The sequence below is a fragment of the Ferrovibrio terrae genome (genome assembly GCF_007197755.1).
Classification (GTDB): domain Bacteria; phylum Pseudomonadota; class Alphaproteobacteria; order Ferrovibrionales; family Ferrovibrionaceae; genus Ferrovibrio; species Ferrovibrio terrae.
The window spans coordinates 2,351,707-2,371,191 of record NZ_CP041636.1; the positions used below are offsets into that span (position 1 = coordinate 2,351,707).

At 64.6% G+C, this 19,485-nt stretch carries 20 protein-coding genes; 11 read left to right on the plus strand and 9 right to left on the minus strand.

What is annotated here, in order from left to right; genetic code table 11:
* Positions 1-10 precede the first annotated feature (10 nt).
* The 7 genes from trpA to FNB15_RS11475 form a co-directional block, all read right to left on the minus strand.
* Positions 11-832 carry a tryptophan synthase subunit alpha gene (trpA, locus tag FNB15_RS11445; protein WP_144068823.1) on the minus strand — a complete coding sequence of 274 codons (822 nt, stop codon included), beginning with the start codon at positions 830-832 and terminating at the stop codon, positions 11-13.
* Positions 829-2,040, minus strand: coding sequence for a tryptophan synthase subunit beta (gene trpB, locus FNB15_RS11450; protein ID WP_144068824.1), 1,212 nt, complete (start codon positions 2,038-2,040; stop codon positions 829-831). Before trpB ends, trpA begins: the two co-directional genes overlap by 4 nt.
* 44 nt (positions 2,041-2,084) lie before the next feature.
* Complete coding sequence (locus FNB15_RS11455; RefSeq protein ID WP_144068825.1) at positions 2,085-2,729, minus strand: phosphoribosylanthranilate isomerase; 645 nt, start codon at positions 2,727-2,729, stop codon at positions 2,085-2,087.
* Between the two features lies 1 nt (position 2,730).
* Positions 2,731-3,468: an orotidine-5'-phosphate decarboxylase gene (gene pyrF / locus FNB15_RS11460; protein ID WP_144068826.1), complete on the minus strand. Its 738-nt coding sequence runs from the start codon at positions 3,466-3,468 to the stop codon at positions 2,731-2,733.
* Positions 3,469-3,539: 71 nt separating this feature from the next.
* Positions 3,540-4,313, minus strand: a complete 774-nt coding sequence (locus FNB15_RS11465; RefSeq protein WP_144068827.1) for an SGNH/GDSL hydrolase family protein — start codon at positions 4,311-4,313, stop codon at positions 3,540-3,542.
* Complete coding sequence (locus FNB15_RS11470; protein WP_144068828.1) at positions 4,310-5,065, minus strand: SGNH/GDSL hydrolase family protein; 756 nt, start codon at positions 5,063-5,065, stop codon at positions 4,310-4,312. Before FNB15_RS11470 ends, FNB15_RS11465 begins: the two co-directional genes overlap by 4 nt.
* Positions 5,062-6,219, minus strand: a complete 1,158-nt coding sequence (locus FNB15_RS11475) for an OpgC family protein (RefSeq protein ID WP_144068829.1) — start codon at positions 6,217-6,219, stop codon at positions 5,062-5,064. The genes FNB15_RS11470 and FNB15_RS11475 overlap by 4 nt, the downstream gene beginning before the upstream one ends.
* Positions 6,220-6,298: 79 nt before the next feature.
* Between FNB15_RS11475 and FNB15_RS11480 the strand changes: the two genes are divergently transcribed.
* Together FNB15_RS11480 and FNB15_RS11485 are read left to right on the plus strand one after the other, a co-directional pair.
* Positions 6,299-7,345, plus strand: a complete 1,047-nt coding sequence (locus FNB15_RS11480; RefSeq protein WP_144068830.1) for a polysaccharide deacetylase family protein — start codon at positions 6,299-6,301, stop codon at positions 7,343-7,345.
* Positions 7,346-7,351: 6 nt separating this feature from the next.
* Positions 7,352-8,185 carry an alpha/beta fold hydrolase gene (locus FNB15_RS11485; RefSeq protein ID WP_144068831.1) on the plus strand — a complete coding sequence of 278 codons (834 nt, stop codon included), beginning with the start codon at positions 7,352-7,354 and terminating at the stop codon, positions 8,183-8,185.
* Here the strand turns inward: FNB15_RS11485 and FNB15_RS11490 are convergent.
* Positions 8,182-8,544, minus strand: a complete 363-nt coding sequence (locus FNB15_RS11490; protein WP_144068832.1) for a nuclear transport factor 2 family protein — start codon at positions 8,542-8,544, stop codon at positions 8,182-8,184. The genes FNB15_RS11485 and FNB15_RS11490 overlap by 4 nt on opposite strands.
* Positions 8,545-8,655: 111 nt before the next feature.
* Here FNB15_RS11490 and FNB15_RS11495 point away from each other — a divergent pair, with 111 nt between their 5' ends.
* From FNB15_RS11495 to ybaL, 6 genes are all read left to right on the plus strand, one after another.
* On the plus strand, positions 8,656-9,528 hold the full coding sequence (locus FNB15_RS11495; RefSeq protein WP_144068833.1) for an AraC family transcriptional regulator: 873 nt from the start codon (positions 8,656-8,658) through the stop codon (positions 9,526-9,528).
* Between the two features lie 82 nt (positions 9,529-9,610).
* The gene (locus FNB15_RS11500; protein WP_144068834.1) at positions 9,611-11,068 is read left to right on the plus strand and encodes an amidase; all 1,458 of its coding nucleotides are present in this window, start codon (positions 9,611-9,613) and stop codon (positions 11,066-11,068) included.
* Entirely contained in the window at positions 11,065-11,478 is a 414-nt protein-coding gene (locus FNB15_RS11505) for a hypothetical protein (protein ID WP_144068835.1), read from the plus strand. The genes FNB15_RS11500 and FNB15_RS11505 overlap by 4 nt, the downstream gene beginning before the upstream one ends.
* 232 nt (positions 11,479-11,710) lie before the next feature.
* Positions 11,711-12,943, plus strand: coding sequence for a threonine--tRNA ligase (gene thrS / locus FNB15_RS11510; RefSeq protein WP_221932638.1), 1,233 nt, complete (start codon positions 11,711-11,713; stop codon positions 12,941-12,943).
* The gene (locus tag FNB15_RS11515; protein WP_144068836.1) at positions 12,940-13,428 is read left to right on the plus strand and encodes a P-loop nucleotide/nucleoside kinase family protein; all 489 of its coding nucleotides are present in this window, start codon (positions 12,940-12,942) and stop codon (positions 13,426-13,428) included. The genes thrS and FNB15_RS11515 overlap by 4 nt, the downstream gene beginning before the upstream one ends.
* 146 nt (positions 13,429-13,574) lie before the next feature.
* Positions 13,575-15,317 (plus strand): YbaL family putative K(+) efflux transporter, encoded by a 1,743-nt coding sequence (ybaL, locus tag FNB15_RS11520; protein WP_144068837.1) that lies wholly within the window; start codon positions 13,575-13,577, stop codon positions 15,315-15,317.
* Here ybaL and FNB15_RS11525 read toward each other — a convergent pair whose 3' ends face one another.
* A complete protein-coding gene (locus tag FNB15_RS11525; RefSeq protein ID WP_144068838.1) occupies positions 15,318-16,769 on the minus strand; it encodes an alginate export family protein in 1,452 nt (483 codons plus the stop codon).
* Positions 16,770-16,933: 164 nt separating this feature from the next.
* Between FNB15_RS11525 and rph the strand changes: the two genes are divergently transcribed.
* From rph to hemW, 3 genes are read left to right on the plus strand one after another with little or no spacing between them, the layout of a single operon-like run.
* Positions 16,934-17,650, plus strand: coding sequence for a ribonuclease PH (rph, locus tag FNB15_RS11530; RefSeq protein WP_144068839.1), 717 nt, complete (start codon positions 16,934-16,936; stop codon positions 17,648-17,650).
* Positions 17,651-17,652: 2 nt separating this feature from the next.
* Complete coding sequence (gene rdgB, locus FNB15_RS11535) at positions 17,653-18,267, plus strand: RdgB/HAM1 family non-canonical purine NTP pyrophosphatase (protein ID WP_144068840.1); 615 nt, start codon at positions 17,653-17,655, stop codon at positions 18,265-18,267.
* Complete coding sequence (gene hemW, locus FNB15_RS11540) at positions 18,251-19,450, plus strand: radical SAM family heme chaperone HemW (RefSeq protein ID WP_144068841.1); 1,200 nt, start codon at positions 18,251-18,253, stop codon at positions 19,448-19,450. The genes rdgB and hemW overlap by 17 nt, the downstream gene beginning before the upstream one ends.
* The last annotated feature ends 35 nt before the right edge of the window (positions 19,451-19,485 follow it).

The following is a 19,485-nucleotide window of genomic DNA, read 5'->3' on the forward strand; positions in this document are numbered from 1 at the left end:
ACTCCCTCTCTCAGGCCGCGGCTTTCGCGACGCCGCGGACGGCGGTGCTCAGTTCGCGCACCAGCTCCAGCACATGTTCGGCCGGATCGATCTTCTTCATCTGGGCCTCGGCAACCCGTTCCACAAGCGCGGTGCCCACCACGGCGGCATCGGCGACGGAAGCAATCGCGGCGGCGCGCTTGCCGTCGCGGATACCGAAACCGACGGCCACCGGAATTTTGGTATGCTGCTTGATCAGCGCCACGGCCTTGCCTACGGCATCCGGATCGGCCGCCGCCGCACCCGTGATGCCGGCAATCGACACATAATACAGGAAACCAGACGTGTTCTGCAGCACGGTTGGCAGGCGGGCGGCATCGGTGGTCGGCGTGGCCAGCCGGATGAAATGAATGCCGGCCTTCACGGCGGGAATGCAGAGCTCGTCGTCTTCCTCGGGCGGCAGGTCGACCACGATCAGGCCATCGACGCCGGCGGCTTTCGCATCGACCAGGAACTTATCGACGCCATAGGCCGAGATCGGATTGAAATAGCCCATCAGCACGATCGGCGTGTCGTTGTCTTTCTTGCGGAAGTCGGTCACCAGCTTCAGCGTCGTCTTCATGCTGGCGCCATTGGCGAGTGCGCGCAGGCCCGCGGCTTCGATGGAGGGACCATCGGCCATCGGATCGGAAAACGGCATGCCGAGTTCGATCACATCGGCGCCGGCCACCGGCAATTGCGCCAGCAGGCGCGCGCAGGTGTCGTGATCGGGATCACCGGCAGTGATGAAGGTGACGAGGCCGGCGCGGCCCCTGGCCTTCAGATCGGCGAAGCGCTTGTCGATGCGGCTCACAGTGTCACTCCCAGGGCCTTGGCCACCGTATAGATATCCTTATCGCCGCGACCCGACAGGCAGACCGCCATCAGATGATCCTTCGGCAGCTTCGGCGCCAGCTTCATCACCTGCGCCAGCGCATGACTGGATTCCAGTGCGGGGATGATGCCCTCCACGCGGGACAGCAGCTGGAAGGCTTCGAGCGCCTCCTTGTCGGTGGCGGAGACGTAGTTCACGCGGCCCATATCATGCAGCCAGGCATGCTCGGGGCCGATGCCGGGATAATCGAGGCCTGCGGAAATGGTATGCGCTTCGGTGATCTGGCCGTCTTCGTCCTGCAGCAGGAAAGTGCGGTTGCCGTGCAGCACGCCGGGCACGCCCTTGGCCAGCGAGGCCGCATGACGCGCGGTGTCCAGGCCTTCGCCGGCCGCTTCGACGGCATAAATCTGCACGTCACGGTCATCCAGGAAGGGATGGAACATGCCCATCGCATTCGAGCCGCCGCCGATGCAGGCGACCAGACTGTCCGGAATGCGGCCCTCGCGCTCGATCATCTGCTCGCGGGTTTCTTCGCCGATGATGCTCTGGAAGTCGCGTACCAGCATCGGATAGGGATGCGGGCCGGCAACCGTGCCGATGATATAGAAGGTGTCATGCACGTTGGTGACCCAGTCGCGCAGCGCCTCGTTCATCGCATCTTTCAGCGTCTTCGAGCCCGATTTCACCGCGCGCACTTCTGCGCCCAGCAGGCGCATGCGGAACACGTTGGGCTGCTGCCGTTCGATATCCACTTCGCCCATATAGATCACGCAGGGCAGGCCGAAGCGGGCAGCCACCGTCGCGGTCGCCACGCCATGCTGGCCGGCGCCAGTCTCGGCGATGATGCGGGTTTTGCCCATGCGCTTGGCCAGCAGGATCTGGCCGATGCAGTTGTTGATCTTGTGCGCGCCGGTATGGTTCAGCTCTTCGCGCTTCAGATAGATCTTGGCGCCGCCCAGGTGCTTGGTCAGCGGCTCGGCGTAATACAGCGGATTGGGGCGGCCGACATAATCCTTCAGCAGGTAGTCCATCTCGGCCTTGAAGCTCGGATCGGACTTAGCCTGCTTGTAATGCCGCTCCAGGTCGAGGATCAGCGGCATCAGCGTCTCGGCGACGAACCGTCCGCCGAATTTGCCGAAATGGCCCTTCTCATCAGGGCCGGTGCGATAGGAATTGATCGCAGTCATGGCTTCAGAACCTCAATACGCATTCAATTTACAGAGCCCAGGCATTACAGGCGACGGGCAGCGTCAAGAAAGGCACGGATTTTGGCCGGGTCTTTCTGACCAGGCGCGCTTTCCACTCCAGAAGATACGTCCACAGCACTGGCCCCGGATTGCTGCACGGCCTGCGACAGATTGTCCGGGGTCAGCCCGCCAGCCAGCAGCCAGGGCCGCTTGAATTCGGCGCCCTTCAGGATCGTCCAGTCAAACGCCTTGCCGTTGCCCCCAGGCAGCGCGACGCCGTCCGCGGCCGGGCGGGCGTCAAACATCAGCCAGTCGACGGCGTCTTCGTAGTCCTTGGCCATCTTCAGGTCGGCCTTGGTCGAAACCTTGATCGCCTTGATGATCGGCAGGCCGAAATAGACGCTGATCGCGCGGCAGCGTTCCGGCGTCTCGTCGCCATGCAGCTGCAGCAGGTCAAGTCGCGCCTTGGCCAGAATCTGATCGAGGAAATCGGTTTCCGGATCGACGAAGAGCCCGACGCGGTCGATGCCGCTCGGCACGTTGTGAAGCAGTGTTTCCGCCTGTTCGGCGCCCAGGTTGCGTGGCGAGGATGGGTAGAAGACGAACCCCACCATGTCGGCGCCATGCGTGACGGCCGCCTCGACGGCAGCCGCATCGGTCAGGCCGCAGATCTTGGTGAACAGCGGCATCTCAGGCGGCACCCAGAACGCTTTCTGCCAACTCTTGCGCAATCGCCTGCGCGCTCGCTTCCGGGCTTGCGGCTTCGGTGATCGGACGGCCGATCACCAGATGGTCGGCGCCCAGCTTCAGCGCATCGCCCGGCGTCATCACCCGCTTCTGGTCGCCCGCAGCCGACCCCTTCGGACGGATGCCGGGCACCACCAGTTTGAAGTCGGGACCGCAGGCCTTGCGCAGCATGTCGATTTCGGTGGCCGCGCAGATCACGCCGTCGGCACCGTTGGCCTGCGCCATCTTGGCCAGCCGCACGACGTAGCTGCTGACGTCTTCATTGACGCCAATGGCCTGCAGGTCGGAGGCATCCAGCGAGGTCAGCGCCGTGACGGCCAGGATCAGGGGGCGCTGGCGCGCCTGATGGGCGGCGTCGACCGCCTGACGGATCATCGCCGGGCCGCCGGTGGCATGCACGGTCAGCATCATCGGGCCCATCGCGGCGGCGGCGGAGCGCACTGCGCCGGCCACGGTATTCGGGATGTCGTGGAATTTCAGGTCGAGGAACAGCGGCGTGCCGACCGGCAGGATGGCGCGCACTTCCGCCGGGCCGTGGGCGGTGAAGAATTCCTTGCCCAGTTTGACGCCGAAACCGGCGGCCGCGGCGGCGCGGGCGCAGCGGGCGGCGAAGGCCAGTTCGATCGTGTCGATGGCGCAGAAAACAGGGGCGATGCGGGCGGAAAGGGACGTCTTGCTCATGGGCCGGGCTTATAGCGGAAAGCGATCCGGAAGTCTCCCCCCGGCAGCGGGCAAGATGGTGCGCGGCTGGATCAATTTTTACCGGAAACGGCGCTTTTTTGCCCAGGCAGAACGGTGGAAAGCTGAATGGCCCGGGCGAGGGAATGTGCCCAGCAGGCATAGCCGAGATCGTTCATGTGCAGGCCGTCGGGGGTGACCATATCGCCCATCTGCAGGCCGCCGCGCAGCCAGTACCGCATGATGGCAAAACGGCGGAACAGCGCGACGCGCTGCTCGACCGCCAGATCGGCGAGGATTTTCTGCATGGCGATATGATCACGATCCTGCAGCACTTTCGGCGCATATTGCAGGTCGATCAGCACGACGTCGATGCCGGCCGCCTGCAGCAGGGCGATGCCACGCTGGATATGGGCGCGATAGACCTCGACGCCCTGCGAGCGCAGTACATCGTTGGTGCCGAGCTGCCACAGCACCAGATCAGGCCTGATCTCCACCGCATCGGCTTGCAGCCGTTCGTTCATCTGCAGGATGTCCTGCCCGTTTATGCCGCGGTTGTGCACTTCGACCTGGCCGCCGACCAGCTGTGGCCAGAGCGTGGCAAGCTGCGACGGATAGCTGAATTCCGGCGCGCTGGCGCCGGCCCCGCCGGTCGAGGACGAACCGATGGCAACAACACTGACGGTTTCGTTGCGCGCCAGTCGCGCCGCCACACGTGGCAGCGGTTGACCCAGATCGAGCAGGCCCATCGGGGCGGCACACCGCTCGGCCATCATGGCTCCGGCGGCCTGCGGCAGGGTCGCCAGCAGGGCCAGCAGCAGCGAAGTGGCCGCGAAAACGCGCGTCATGGTTTGGCTTTTTTCACGGCGGCGGCGATCATGTCGGCCATCTGGCTCGCCAGGCAGCGGTTCTGCGCCTCGGCCTCGCGCATCTGCATCGCAAGATCGGTGGTGCGGACATCGAAGCGGTCTTGCTCTGACCAGTGGCGCATGATCTCGAACCGCGGGAACAGCACGATATCCAGCGCCGAGGCGATCCGTTCCATCACGTCGTTATAGGGCTCGACATCCACCATCATCGACAGCCGCATGCGGTATTGCGGCGCCACCAGCAGAATGTCGGCACCATAGCTCTGCAGGTGCTCCAGCCCGGCCTTCAGCGCGTCCGAGAAGCTGTTGATGTCGGCCTTCTGGGCGGCATCGACATTACCGGTCTGCCAGATCACCAGGTCGGGTTGCAGGGCCGGCAGGCGCTGGGCAATGGCGGCGGCCATCTGTGTCGCCGTCATCGTGCGCTCCGACAGATTCTCGATCTGCAGGTTGGCGCCGTTCAGGCGGCTGGCCAGCGCGTCGGGCAAGCCGGCCGCATAGGAGCGCGGCAAGCCCTTGGAGGTCTGCAGCGACGACGAACTGCCGAGCACGACGATGCGCAGCGGCTGGCTGGCGGCAAGTTTGCGCGCCACGCGCGGCATCGCCTGTTCGGTATACAGCATGTCGTCGGGCACCGCGCAGCGCGGCTCGTCTGCGGCCCGGGCGGCATGACTGCAGGCCGCCCAGAGCAGGAGTGCGGCAATGATGGACAGACTCCGGCGGGACATCATGCTTTCACCTCGCCGGTTCGACGGCCGTTTTCGACCGCCTTGTACCACGTCATCAAAGCCGCCAGCCCAACCAGCAAGACGATTCCGGCCATGCTGACCGCAAGCTGCGCCACCAGTCCGGGCGCGACTTCGCTGAGCACGAAATGGCCGGCGAACGACAGGAAGATGCCGGCGCAGAAAACATGCAGGGAATGCTGGCCACACAGGATTAGCAGGCCGCTGAGGGGCCAGCGCAGGAATTTCGCATCGGGCGATACCAGCAGCACGACCAGCCAGGCCAGCGCCAGGAAATGCAGCAGCCGCCAGGTGTCCATCTCGGTCTTGTCGATCGGATAAAGCAGACGCTCGATCACATCCGGCACGCGACTGGCCCATTCGGGCCGCAGCCAGCTCAGCACGATGACGGCGGAGAAGATCACGTAGAGGACTGCTGCGGCGGTGACCGCTTTCGCCGGCAGTCGGCGCCATGGCGCGTGCTGGCGATGCATGGCGCACCAGGCGCCCAGCACAAACAGGAACTGCCAGGCCAGAGGATTGAAATACCAGCGCCCATCCGGATAGGCCGGCAGGTTCCAGTGCGTGAACTGCACGACAAACCACAGCGCGAAGGAGGCGGCCAGCACCATATGCGGGCGGCGCTGCATCAGCCACATCACCGGCGGGAAAGCGCCCATCAGCGCGATATACATCGGCAGTACGTCCATGTTGACCGGCCGGAATTTCAGCAGCAGGGCCTGCAGCATCAGGATATGCGGCTCTTCGAACAGCGAGCCGATATTCATTTCCTCGGCGAGGTCGAGATTGTAGCGCGCGGCGAGCCAGGCGATCTGGGCGATGAAGATGATGAACAGGAAAACATGCGCGGTGTAGATCTGCCAGACGCGGCGCCAGATCCGCGCCGTGCCGATCACGAAACCCTGGCTGCGCATGGCGGCGCCATAGGCCAGCAGCACCGAATAGCCCGAGATGAAGACGAAGGTCTCGGTGGCGTCGGAAAAGCCGTAATTCCGGTTGGACAGCCAGCTAACCGCGTTGTTGGGGATGTGGTTCAGGAAGATGAACAGCAGTGCCAGCCCGCGAAAGAAATCCAGCCGCAGGTCGCGCGCCTTGGCGGCCGGCTTGCTGGCAGCTGAAATCTGGTCCGACGCAGTCATCTCTGGGGCTATCCTCCTGTTCCCCATTATCGGGAGCCGCTAGGATCTGGGCAATCCCTCCAACGCCGCCAGAGCGATCATGTCCCGTTTCCGACGCCTCTTTCCTGTTGCCGGCCTTGTCTTCGGACTCTTGGCCGGCCCGGCCCTGGCCCAGGATGCCCGATCGCTCTCGGGCGCCAGCATCCTGATGTACCACCGCTTCGGCGAGAATACGGTGCCGAGCACGAATATCCGGCTCGAGCAGTTCGATGCCCATATCGCCGAGCTGAAGTCCGGGCCCTATCATGTGATGAGCCTGCCTGAGATCGTGGCGAAGCTGAAATCCGGCGAGAAGCTGCCTGATCGCGCCGTGGCCATCACCGCTGACGACGCCTATATCTCGGCCTTCACCGAAGGCTGGCCGCGGCTGAAAAAGGCCGGCATCCCTTTCACGCTGTTTGTCGCCACCGAGCCGGTCACCAGCAAGCTGAAGGGCTATCTGACCTGGGACCAGATTCGCCAGATGAAGGCGGAGGGCGTCACCATCGGCGCGCACAGCCATCGTCATCCCTCACTGCCCGCGCTCGGTCCTGACAAGGCGCGTGAGGATCTCGAAACCTCAATGGCGCTATTCGAGAAGGAGCTGGGCGAGAAGCCCTCTCTGTTCGCCTGGCCCTTCGGTGAGTGGGATGCGCATACACTCAAGCTGGTGAAGCAGATCGGCTACAGCGTGGCGTTTGGCCAGCATTCCGGCGTGGCGCACAGCCAGCATGACATGTTCTGGCTGCCGCGCTTTCCGATGAATGAGCATTTCGGCTCGGTCGAGCGCGTGCGCCAGGCGCTCAACTCCCTGCCGCTGCCGGTGACCGATGTCGAACCGGCCGATGTGCTGGTGAAGCTGGGTCAGACACAGAACCCACCAATCCTGCGCTTCACGGTTGCGCCGGGCATCGAGCGGCTGAACCAGATGGTCTGCTATACCGGGGAGGGCAAGCAACTGACGCCGAAGCTGATCGGCGAGCGCCGCTATGAGATGCACGCGCCAGACGCGCTGAAGCCGCCGCGCGACCGCATTTCCTGCTCGGTGCCCTCCAGCCAGCAGAGCCGCTTCCGTTGGTTCGGCATCCAGTTCACGGTGATGAAGTAGGGCTGCATGACGCCGCGTCAACGCAGCTTCCGCATCAACGGTTACGATCTCTCCTGTCTCGAAGCCGGCGAAGCCAGCGCCATTCCGCTGCTGCTGGTGCATGGCTCGCTCTGCGACCAGCGCATCTGGACCGCGCAGATGGCGGCCTTTGCCGGGCATTACCGCGTGCTGGCGCTCAGTCTGCGCCATTTCTGGCCCGAGCAGTGGGACGGCAGCGGCGACGGCTATGAAATCCGGCAACATGCGGAGGATATCGCGGCGCTGATCCGGTATCTCGATGTCGGCCCGGTGCATCTGCTCGGCCATTCGCGCGGCGGCCATGTCTGCTTCCGCGTCGCGCAGCATCATCCGGAAACAATCCGTGCGCTCATTTTGGCCGAACCGGGCGGCCAGCTCGATCCGGCGCTGGCCGATCTCGGCGCGCCGGTGCCGGGTGCCGATCTCGGCCAGATGTTCGAAGATTCTGCCAATCTGATCGCGCGCGGCGAGACCGAAGCCGGGCTCGAGCTGTTCGTGACCGCGGTCGGCGGTCCGAAGGCCTGGAAATATGCCGGCGAAGGCTTCAAGGCGATGGCGCGCGACAATGCCGCCACCATTATCGGTCAGGCGCGCGAGGCACGACTCACCTTCATGAAGGCGGAGATCGAAAGCATCGATCTGCCGGTGCTGCTGATCGGCGGCGCGCTCACCCGCGGCCATTTTCCCAAGGTGATGGATGCGATGCAGCGCCTGATGCCCGATGCCGAGCGCGTCACCATCGAAGGCGCAGGCCATCCGATGTACGAACAGCGCCCAGCGCCGTTCAACGACGCGGTGCTGGGGTTTCTCGCGCTGCGCTAGCTGCGCGTGACATGCGCAGCGACGCAGAGCCAGCGGCCGCTCGGCTGCCTCATCCAGATATCGGTATAGCGGCCCCCGCCGCGCTGGCCGTCGGCTTTGGTATAGGCCGTGCGGGCATGGATCAGCGCAGTGTCGTTGAGGATGCGGATCTGCACATCCTCGCAGGCGAGGTCCGGTACCGTGGTCGGTCTGGCGATCTGCGCCAGAAAGCCGGCGCGGTCGACCAGCGAGCCGTCCGGGTTACTGTTCAGGAAATCGGCCGAGAGATTTCCGTCGAACCAGCCTGTATCCGACTCCCGGACGGCGCGGATGTAATTCTCGTTCAGGGTTTCGAGTGCGGCATGGTCAGGCGTTGTCATGGCGTGCTCTCTGGTGTCCTACAGGTAATCTCCGCAGGGTTTCGCAAGATTTATCAAATCGGCCCATGCTAGCTTTCTCTGTGTCAGAAACAGACAGTATCGCGACCCGAAATGACCGATATCAGCAGCACCGATTCCGCCAGCCAGGCGAGTTACCTGCGCCGTTTCACGCGCGTGATTGAATATATCTATGCCCATCTGGACGAGTCACCTGATCTTAACACGCTGGCCGAGGTGGCCGCATTGTCGCCGTATCATTGGCACCGCACCTGGCAGGCGGTCTACGGCGAGTCTGTCGTCAACACCGTCAAGCGCCTGCGGCTGCAGCGTGCCGCTGCCGATCTGGCGCACAGCGAGATGCCGCTGGAGGCGATCGGCTCGCGCGCCGGCTATGGCAGCCTCGCCGCCTTCAGCCGCGGCTTCAAGGACTCCTATGGCATGACGCCGAGCGACTATCGCAAGGCCGGCAGCCACGCGCATTTCAAATCGACGCAAAATGCAAAGGAGGGCGCCGCCATGCCCGAAGTGACCATCCGCCATGTTCCGGCTGCGAAAATGGCCGTGGTGCCGCATCGCGGCTCGTATATGGAGATCGGCAAGGCCTTCGAGACGCTGTTCGGCACGCTCGGTGCGCGCGGGCTGCTGCGGCCGGGCCTGTGCATGAAGGGCATCTATTATTCCGATCCGACGTCGGTGCCTGAAGCCGAGTTGCGGTCTGCCGCCGGCATCCTGCTGCCTGACGATGATTTTCCCGTGGCGCCGCCGCTGGAGCGCGCCGAGCTGCGCGGCGGCGACTATGCCGTGCTGCGCCACAAGGGGCCGTATACCGACATGCGGCCGGCCTATGACTGGCTCTATGGCGAATGGCTGGTGCAGTCGGGCCGCGAAGCTGCCGATGCGCCCTGTTTCGAGGATTACCTGAACAATCCGCGTGAAGTCGCGCCCAGCGAATTGCTCACCGATATCTGTTTGCCCCTGAAGTAATTTAAGCTGGCCGCTCCGGGCTTGACCCGGGGTCCCATTTAAAATGGGATGCCGCACTGCTCGTCAGCACGAGGATGCATCCATGTCTGCTGAATTCCGCACTGCTACAGAGCTGGTCGCCGCCTTGCGGTCCCGGCAGGTTTCCTCGGTCGAGCTGACGGACGCCGCGATTGCCGCCATCGAGGCCGGCGACGGCGCGCTGAATGCCGTGGTCGTGCGTGATTTTGAACGTGGGCGCGCAGCGGCGAAAGCTGCCGATGCGGCGCTGGCGAAGGGTCAGGAGACGGCGGCGCTGCTCGGCCTGCCGGTCACGGTGAAGGAAAGCTTCAACGTCGCCGGCCTGCCCACCACTTGGGGTATTCCGAAAACCGAAAAGATTCCTGTGACACAGGATGCCGTGACCGTGGCGCGGCTGAAGGCGGCCGGCGCGGTTGTGCTCGGCAAGACGAATATTTCCTACCTGCTGGCCGACTGGCAGTCCTTCAACGATGTCTATGGCACCAGCAACAATCCGTGGAGCGCGGCGCATACGCCCGGCGGGTCGTCGGGCGGATCGGCAGCGGCGTTGGCCGCCGGTTTCGTCTCGCTCGAACTGGGCTCTGATCTGGCGGGCTCCCTGCGAGTGCCGGCTCATTTCTGCGGTATCTATGCGCATAAGCCCAGCAGCGACATTATTCCCCGGCGCGGCCAGACCCCTCCGGGCGTGCCGGTGCTGTCGCTGGCGCCACGGCTCGATCTCGCCACCTGCGGTCCGATGGCGCGTTCGGCGCAGGACCTGATGCTCGGGCTCGATGTTCTGGCCGGACCTGATGACCACGAGGGCACGGCCTGGCAGCTGCAATTGCCGGTACCGCGTCATGCCTCGCTGAAGGACTACCGCGTCCTGGTGATCGACCAGCATCCGCTGACCCCGACAGACGCCTCGGTGCGCGCGCCGCTGAACGATCTGGCCGAGCGACTGGCTGCTGCGGGCTGCAAGGTCGGGCGCAGCAGCGATGTTGTGCCCGATCTCGCGCTGATCGGTCGCATGTATCTGCAGGCGTTGATGGCCTTTATCGGCAGCAACATGCCGTCCGCCGATTACGATGCGGCCACCGGCCGTGCAGCCGCCCTGCCGGCGGAGACTGACGATCTGCGCAGTCTGGTGCAGCGCGGGCTGGTCATGAGCCATCGCGACTGGGTGCAGGCCGATTTCATCCGCACCGGCGTCCTTGATCGCTGGCGCCGCTTTTTCCGCGACTGGGACATTCTGGTCTGCCCGGTGATGCCGACGCCGGCATTGGCGCATGATCATCGCCCTGTGGCGGAACGCACCGTGATGGTCGATGGCCGCGCCATGCCCTATGGCGACCTGCCGCTGTGGTCCAGCCTCGCCACCCTGTCTGGCTTGCCATCGACGGCGTTTCCAGTCGGGATCAGCGCGCAGGGCCTGCCGGTCGGTGCGCAGGCCATAGGGCCTTTCCTGGAGGACCGCACGACCATCGCCTTCGCCGATCTGGTTGCCCAGGCTTTCGGCGGCTTCAAACCGCCACCGCTATGAAAGCCGGCACCAGCTGGGCTGACAAGCTGCGTGACGGCAAGCAGCATCAGGTGAAGGTCGTGCCGATCAATATCGCCGGCATGAAGAAGGGCCAGATGATGCTGGTGCCCTCGGCGCGGATCGTGGACGCTTTCATCCGCCGCCTGCCGGAGGGGCGGCTGCTGGATACGCGGGAATTGCGGGCGCGGCTGGCGCGCAAATACCACACCGAGGTGACCTGCCCGATCACCATGGGTTTCATCCTGCGCATCGTGGCCGAAGCCGCCTGGGAAGCGCGGCAGGCTGGCGCCGCAAAGGGCGATATCACGCCGGTCTGGCGCGTGCTGGACGAAGACAGTCTGACGCTGAAGAAACTGCCGAAAGCCGCGGCGGCGTTCTTCCACACGCGAAGGGCGGAAGAGGCGGCATAAAAATTCCGGTTGACCGATGGACGATCTGCCCTTACCGTCCGCGTCACCATGCAGAGCATTATTCTCACCGTAGCTACCATTAAGGTTACCGCCGTCGGCGGTGCCCTGGGTCGTTGCGCGTGATCGGATAAACGCAAAGCAGAACACCCAGAGGCCCCGCCGGCGACGGACGGGGCCTTGGTGTTTCCGGGGCTTCGTTCATCGCCGGTCGCTTCGCAGACCGGAGAGCGACATGAACAGTTTCAGTCCCAGATTCAACATGGATACGGATGTTTACGACCATCGCGTGCTGGGCACGCGGCTGGATCTCTTCCACCAGCAGGAGGAAGGGCCGGGCATGGTCTTCTGGCATCCGCGCGGCTTTGCACTGTACCGCGTGATCGAGGATTACGTGCGCCGTCGCATGCGCGAGGTCGGCTTCGCGGAAATCCGCACGCCGCAGCTGCTGTCCTACAGCCTGTGGGAACAGAGCGGCCATGCCGACAAGTTCGCCAACGAGATGTACCGGCTCGACAGCCGCTCGTCGGGCGGCAACCGCAGCTTTGCGCTCAAGCCGATGAGCTGCCCCTGCCATGTGCAGGTCTATTCGAAGTCGCTGCGCTCGGTGCATGACCTGCCGCTGCGCTACTGCGAATTCGGTGCCTGCCATCGCGACGAACCTTCGGGCGCGCTGCAGGGCCTGATGCGTACCAAGAGCTTCACGCAGGATGATGCGCACATCTTCTGCACGGAGGCCCAGGTCGAAGGAGAGGTGCAGCGCTTCTGTGAGCTGCTGCGCAGCATCTACAGCGATTTCGGCTTCGGCGCACCGCTGGTGTTCTTCTCCACGCGGCCGGCGAAGCGCGCTGGCGACGATGCGACCTGGGATCGCGCGGAGGCGGCGCTGGCGATGGCGGCGCGCCGCGCCGGGATCGATTTCGGCATCAAGAGCGGCGATGGTGCCTTCTACGGCCCGAAGCTGGAATTCCATCTGCGCGACAGCCATGGCCGGGCCTGGCAATGCGGCACGATTCAGCTGGATTTCGTGCTGCCCGAACGGCTGGGCGCCGATTACGTGGCCAGCGACGGCAGCCGCCAGCGGCCGGTGATGATCCATCATGCCGTGCTGGGCAGCATGGAGCGCTTCATCGGCATGCTGCTGGAGCATCACAAGGGCCAGCTGCCGCTCTGGCTGGCACCGGAACAGATCACGGTGGCGAGCGTGACCAGCGCGCAGGAGGCCTATGCCCGCAAGGCGGCGGCCGCGTTGGGCCGTGAAGGCTACCGCGTTGCCGTCGACGGCCGGCCCGAGCGGATCGGTCGCAAGATCGCCGAGGCGCATGAACAGGGCCTGCCGCTGCTGGGGATTGCCGGCGAGCGCGAGATGGAGCGCGGCACGCTCACCTTCCGCCGCCGCGATGGCCGGCAGGAGGAGCTGACGCTGGCCGATGCGGCGCGGCGCTACCGCGAGGAGGCGTTTCGGTGATCGAGCCGACCCTTCATCTCGTCTGCGGCAAGATCGCGGCCGGCAAATCCACGCTCTCAGCCGAGCTGGGTGCCGCGCCGGGTACCGTCACGCTCGCCGAGGATGCCTGGCTGGCGCAGCTCTATCCCGGCGAGATCCTGACCGTGGCGGATTATGTGCGCTGTGCTGCCCGGCTGCGCGAGGCCGTCACGCCGCATGTCGAAAGCCTGCTGCGGGCCGGCCTGTCGGTGGTGCTGGATTTTCCGGCCAATACGCGGGCCAATCGCGCCTGGATGCGCGGCATCATCGACCGGACCGGGGCGAAACACCGGCTCTACTGGCTCGACGTCCCCGACGAGGTCTGCCGCGCGCGCCTGCGACAACGCAATGCGGCCGGTATGCATGACTTCGCCGCCAGCGATGCCGAATACGATGCGATCACCGCGTATTTCACGGCGCCGCAGGTCGATGAGAACTTCGAGGTTGTGCATCGCCGCATGGCATGAGCGGGGCTCGGTTCCGATGTTCCGCGATGTTCTCCCGGAATCGCAGAAGATCGCCATAAATGCATCTGCGTTCAGTTGCGTCGCTGGACGTCGCGCCCTATTTATCGAGGATACGATAATTTTATTCTAGGGGAGACCCCGCCGGGATGCCGCATCACACGCCGCTGATTGCCATGATTGTCATGGGGCTCGTGCTCGCTTTCGCCTTTGGTGCCATTGCCAATCGTCTGCGAATCTCGCCTCTGGTGGGCTATCTGCTGGCGGGCGTGCTGGTCGGTCCGTTCACGCCGGGCTTTGTCGGCGACCAGAATCTGGCCAATGAACTGGCTGAAATCGGCGTCATCCTGCTGATGTTTGGCGTCGGCTTGCATTTCTCACTGAAAGACCTGATGTCGGTGAAGGCCATCGCCATCCCCGGCGCCGTGGCGCAGATCGCGCTCGCCACCATTCTGGGCATGGGTCTGTCCTGGTGGTTGGGCTGGTCGATCGCTGCCGGCCTGGTCTTCGGTCTCGCGCTGTCTGTTGCATCGACCGTTGTGCTGCTGCGCGCCATGCAGGAGCGGCGGCTCATCGAGACTGAACGCGGTCGCATCGCGGTCGGCTGGCTGATCGTCGAGGATCTGGCCATGGTGCTGGCGCTGGTGCTGTTGCCGGCCCTGGCCGGTATCATGGGGGATGGCGCCAGCGAATCCGGCAAGGCCAGCATGCCGACCCAGGACATTCTCATGGCGCTGGGCCTGACGCTCGGTAAGGTGGTTGCCTTCGTGGTGCTGATGCTGGTGGTCGGCCGCCGGCTGATTCCCTGGATTCTGCATTACGTCGTTCATACCGGCTCCCGCGAACTCTTCCGTCTTGCGGTGCTGGCGATTGCACTGGGCGTTGCCTTTGGCGCGGCCAAGCTGTTCGGCGTTTCCTTCGCGCTCGGTGCCTTCTTTGCCGGCATGATCATGAGCGAGTCAGCGCTGAGCCATGAAGCTGCCAACGAGACTCTTCCGTTGCGAGATGCTTTTGCCGTGCTGTTCTTCGTTTCGGTCGGCATGCTGGTCGATCCGCGAATCATCATCGAAAATCCGCTGCCGGTTTTTGCCACTCTCTTCATCATCGTGATCGGCAAGTCGCTCGCCGCCTTCGTGATCGTATTGCTGTTCCGCCATCCGGTGGGCACTGCGCTGCTGATTTCGGCATCGCTGGCGCAGATTGGCGAGTTCTCTTTCATTCTGGTGGCGCTCGGCACAGACCTGAAACTGTTGCCGGCCGAGGGCCGCGACCTGGTCCTGGCCGGCGCAATCCTGTCGATCATGCTCAATCCACTCGTATTCATCGGCGCCGACCGGGCCAGGCCCTGGTTCGAACGGCACTTCGACAAGAGGCGAGGCATCTCATCGGGGCCGACGATCCCGACACCCGAGGCTTCGGTCAGCGCTGCAGTGCCCGACAATGAAGTCATTCCGCAGCCCACGACGCTGACAGGCCATGTCGTGCTGGTCGGCTATGGCAGGGTCGGCAGCCTGGTCGGCGCGGCTCTGCGCGAGCGCGGCATGCCATTCCTGGTCATCGAGGATGTCGACAAGCGTGTTGCCGAATTGCGCAGCCAGGGTATCGAGGTGATTGCCGGCAACGCGACCCATGGCGGCGTGCTGGCTGCGGCGAAGCCGGGCGAGGCGCGTCAGCTGATCATCGCGATACCAAATGTGTTCGAGGCCGGTGTTATTCTTGATCTCGCACGCAAGGCCAATCTAGGACTTGAGATCATTGCCCGTGCTCATGCCGATGCCGAGGTCGACCATCTGATGACTCACGGGGCCACGACGGTGATCATGGGCGAGCGCGAAATCGCCCGCGCGATGATCGAGCGATTCCCGCAGGCGCCAGCCGCGTCGGTCGCCTGATCAGTAGCTGTAGCTGAAGACCATCTGGCCGAGCCAGGTGGTTTTGTCGGTGGCGTCATCCGTGCCAAGCGACTGGCGCAGGCCACGACCGGCGCGCGCCGCCCCCAGCACGGCGGCAATCTCCAGCCCCGGTAGCGGCGTGGCCCACACGGCATAGACGTTCACTTCGTCCTGCAGGCGATCCGAGGTCACGCCATTGGCGGTATCAGGCTTGTCGTAGCTGTGGCGATAGAAAACGGCACCCAGGGTGAGGTCTGCCTCAGGCTGCAGCTTCAGATGCACCATATGGCTGTTCAGGTTTGAATTGCTGCCAACGTAGCGGGCATAGATTTCCCCGAGATCCCAGCTGCCGTAGCCGCGCGGCCCGCCTGCCGTGAACAGCGGGTCCCAGCCGCGGCTGATGCTGTCGCCGGTGTTGCTGTCGCCGCTGAAATGCATGTAGCGGTAGGAGAGGCGCGGCTGCCAGGGCAGGGCAGAGAAGGTGTATTGCGGCTCGACATACCAGGCTTCGGCGCGCAGCTGCCGGCCGGCCGTGTCGTTGCGCTGGCGGGCAAACTCGCTGTAGAGCGCGGCATCCTGCCACCCGTCGCCCCACGCGCTGAGCAAAGCACCACCGCTGCGGACTGCATAGACATTCATGCCGTCACGCGCCGGGCTGATGTCTTCGTCGGCGTCGGTGATGGTCAGTACGGTGGCGCCGAGATACCACTGGCGCGCCTCATATTCACGGCGGCCTTCATCCTGCGAGGCAGAGGTAAACCATTCGACATTGGCGCCATGCAGTGCGGTGGCGGCGCTGTCCTTGCCACGCATGAAATGCTGGTCGGTATTGCTTTCAAGGCGGAACAGGTCGGCGCGCACCGGCGCGGTATTCAGGCGCAGGATGGCGGTGCGGTCGAAGGCTTCGCGCGGGCCGACCACATAATTGTTGCGGCGGAAGCTGTCCAGCGTGCCGTCGGCGATCAGGAATCCGTCGCCGATCAGGAAACCCTGCCGGCCGACAGAGGCGTCGATGGCGTCTTCGCCGAATGCTGCAAAACTCTGTCCGGATTTCCAGCCGAGATAGGCCTCGCTCAGGGAGAGCGACTCGGGACGCATGTCGGTGACGGCATTGCGCTGCGCCTCGCCATCGCCGCGGGTGATGCTGGCGGCTGCGCGCAGGCCGCCATACAGCGTGCTGTTGTTCAGTTGATACTCGGCCTCCAGGCCGGGCGCGACGTAACCCTCGGCCCAACGGCGGCCGCCCTGGCGCACGCCATGGGAGGAAAGACTGCCCAAACCATTCTGTGCATTGGTCACGCCGAACAGGCCAAGTCCGGCATCCAGCGTCAGGCCAAGCTCCAGGTCGCCGAAGTTCAGGCGTTGTCCGGGCTTTTCGCGCTCGTCCTCGCCGGCAAACGCAGCTGGCGTGGCAAGACAAAGGGCAGTGAGAAGGCGAAGCGGACGGCGCATGGGACCCCCACCCGCAGGCGGCCGGTTGCTGGTCCGGTCATTCACCTTGGGGTATCCTGCCGGTGTATTCCATCGCCGGTGCCAGTCAAGCGCGTGTCTTGTGGGGTATCCGGTTTTCAACTAGAAAAGCCGCTGCTTTTCAGACTTATTCGCGAGGATTAGCCATGCGCCCGAGTGGCCGCAAACCCGACCAGTTGCGCCCGATCCGTCTTGAGCCGGGTTTTGCCAAATATGCCGAGGGCTCCTGCCTGATCAAGTTCGGCGAGACCCATGTGCTCTGCGCCGCAACCGTCGAGGAAAAGGTGCCGCCCTTCCTGCGCAACACCGGCCGCGGCTGGGTGACAGCGGAATACGGCATGCTGCCGCGCTCGACTCATACCCGCACCGATCGCGAAGCCTCGCGTGGCAAGCAGTCGGGCCGCACCCAGGAAATCCAGCGCCTGGTCGGCCGTTCCCTGCGCGCCGTCACGGACCTCACCGGTTTTGGCGAGCGCCAGATCCGCCTCGACTGCGATGTGCTGCAGGCCGACGGCGGCACGCGCACTGCCGCCATCACCGGCAGCTGGGTGGCGCTGCATCTCGCCTTTGCCAAACTGCTGAAGGATGGTGCCATTGCCAAGATTCCGCTGATCGGCCAGGTCGGCGCGGTCAGCTGCGGCCTGTGCGATGGCGTTGCCGTGCTCGATCTCGATTATCCGGAAGACAGTACGGCGCAGGCCGATGCCAATTTCGTGCTGACCGATACCGGCGCCATCGTCGAAGTGCAGGGCACTGCCGAGAAAGAGCCGTTCTCGGAAGCACAGTTCGCCGCCATGCTAGGCCTCGCCAAGCTGGGCGTGAAGGAACTGATGATCGAGCAGCGCAAGGCGGTAGGGCTGTAACGATGGTGCGGCGTCGCTTCACCGGCGACACGCTGGTCATTGCCAGCCACAATGCCGGCAAGGTGCGCGAGATCGGCGACCTGATCGCGCCATTCAAGGTGCGCGCGATTTCGGCTGGCGAACTCGACCTGCCCGAACCGGAAGAAACCGGGATGACCTTTATCGCCAATGCCGAACTGAAGGCGCTGGCGGCGGCGCAGACCGCCAATCTGCCTGCTCTGGCGGATGACTCCGGCATGAGCGTCGATGCGCTCGATGGCGCGCCGGGAATATACTCCGCGCGCTGGGCCGGTCCGTCGAAGGACTTCGGCAAGGCGATGCAGAAGGTCTGGACCGCCGTGGAAGAGAAGGGAGCCGAACCGCCCTTTGGCGCGCAGTTCGTCTGCGCACTCAGCCTCGCCTGGCCCGATGGCCATGTCGAAAGCTTCGAGGGCATCATCCAGGGCAAACTGGTCTGGCCGCCGCGTGGTTTGCACGGTTTTGGCTACGATCCGATGTTCCAGCCGGTGGAAAATAACGAGATGCGCACGTTCGGCGAGATGCCGGCCGCCGAGAAGCATGCGATCAGCCATCGTGCGCTGGCCTTCCGGCAACTGATCGATGCCTGCTTTGGCTGACAGCGAAGCGGTTCCGCGACGCGGCTTCGGCCTCTATGTGCACTGGCCCTTCTGCGTCTCGAAATGCCCTTACTGCGACTTCAACAGCCACGTGCGCGAGCGCGTCGATGCCGCGCGTTGGCAGCGCGCTTATCTGCGTGAGATGAAGCAGTATGCCGAGGCCGGTGTGGGACGGGGTGAAACCGTCACCTCGGTCTTCTTCGGCGGCGGCACACCCTCGCTGATGCCGCCCGATACGGCCGCTGCGATTCTGGAGGCGGCGCGGACATACTGGCGTTTCAGCGACGATGTCGAGATCACGCTGGAAGCCAATCCTAATTCGGCTGAAGCCGGCAAGTTTGCCGCCTTCGCGCAGGCCGGCATCAACCGGCTGTCGATCGGCGTGCAGAGCTTCGAGGCCGATGTGCTGAAATTCCTCGGCCGTGCCCATGATGCTGGCGAGGCGCGCGCCGCCATCGCGGCTGCCGCCAAGGCTGTGCCGCGCTACAGCTTCGACCTGATCTATGCCCGACCGGAGCAGAGCGCCGAGCAATGGCGTGCCGAACTGCGCGAGGCGCTGGCGCTCGCCGGCGATCATCTGTCGCTCTACACGCTGACCATCGAGCCGAACACCGGCTTTGCCGGCGCCGTCACCCGGGGCGCGCTGCATCCGATGCCGTCCGACGACCAGGCCGCGCTCTATGATCTGACGCAGGAGATTCTCGATCAGGCCGGGCTACCGGCTTACGAAATCTCGAACCATGCGAGGCCGGGCGGTGAAAGCCGGCACAATCTGATTTACTGGCGCAGCGGAGGGTATCTCGGTCTCGGCCCCGGCGCGCATGGCCGCATCCTGCGGGGCGATGCCTGGCAGGCGACGCAGAACCGGCGCAAGCCGGAAGTCTGGCTAGAACAGGTCGAAGCCCAAGGTCCATTGGGGGGCCACGGCCGCGAGAGCGAGACGCCGGTGGCGTCGACCGAGCGCGCCGAGGAAGCCCTGATGATGGGCCTGCGGCTGGCCGAGGGTGTCTATGCCGCGAATTTCCGCGCCACCACCGGCATCGACCTCGATGTTTTCGTGCCGCGCGCGCGCAGCGCGCCGCTGGAGGGCGCCGGCCTATTGTATCGGGACAATGTGCGGATCGCCGCCACCCGCGACGGTCGCGCTGTGCTGGACGGGTTGCTCGCTCGCCTGCTGGCATAGCACTTTTCCCTCGTGACCGGCCCCGGTATGCTGGG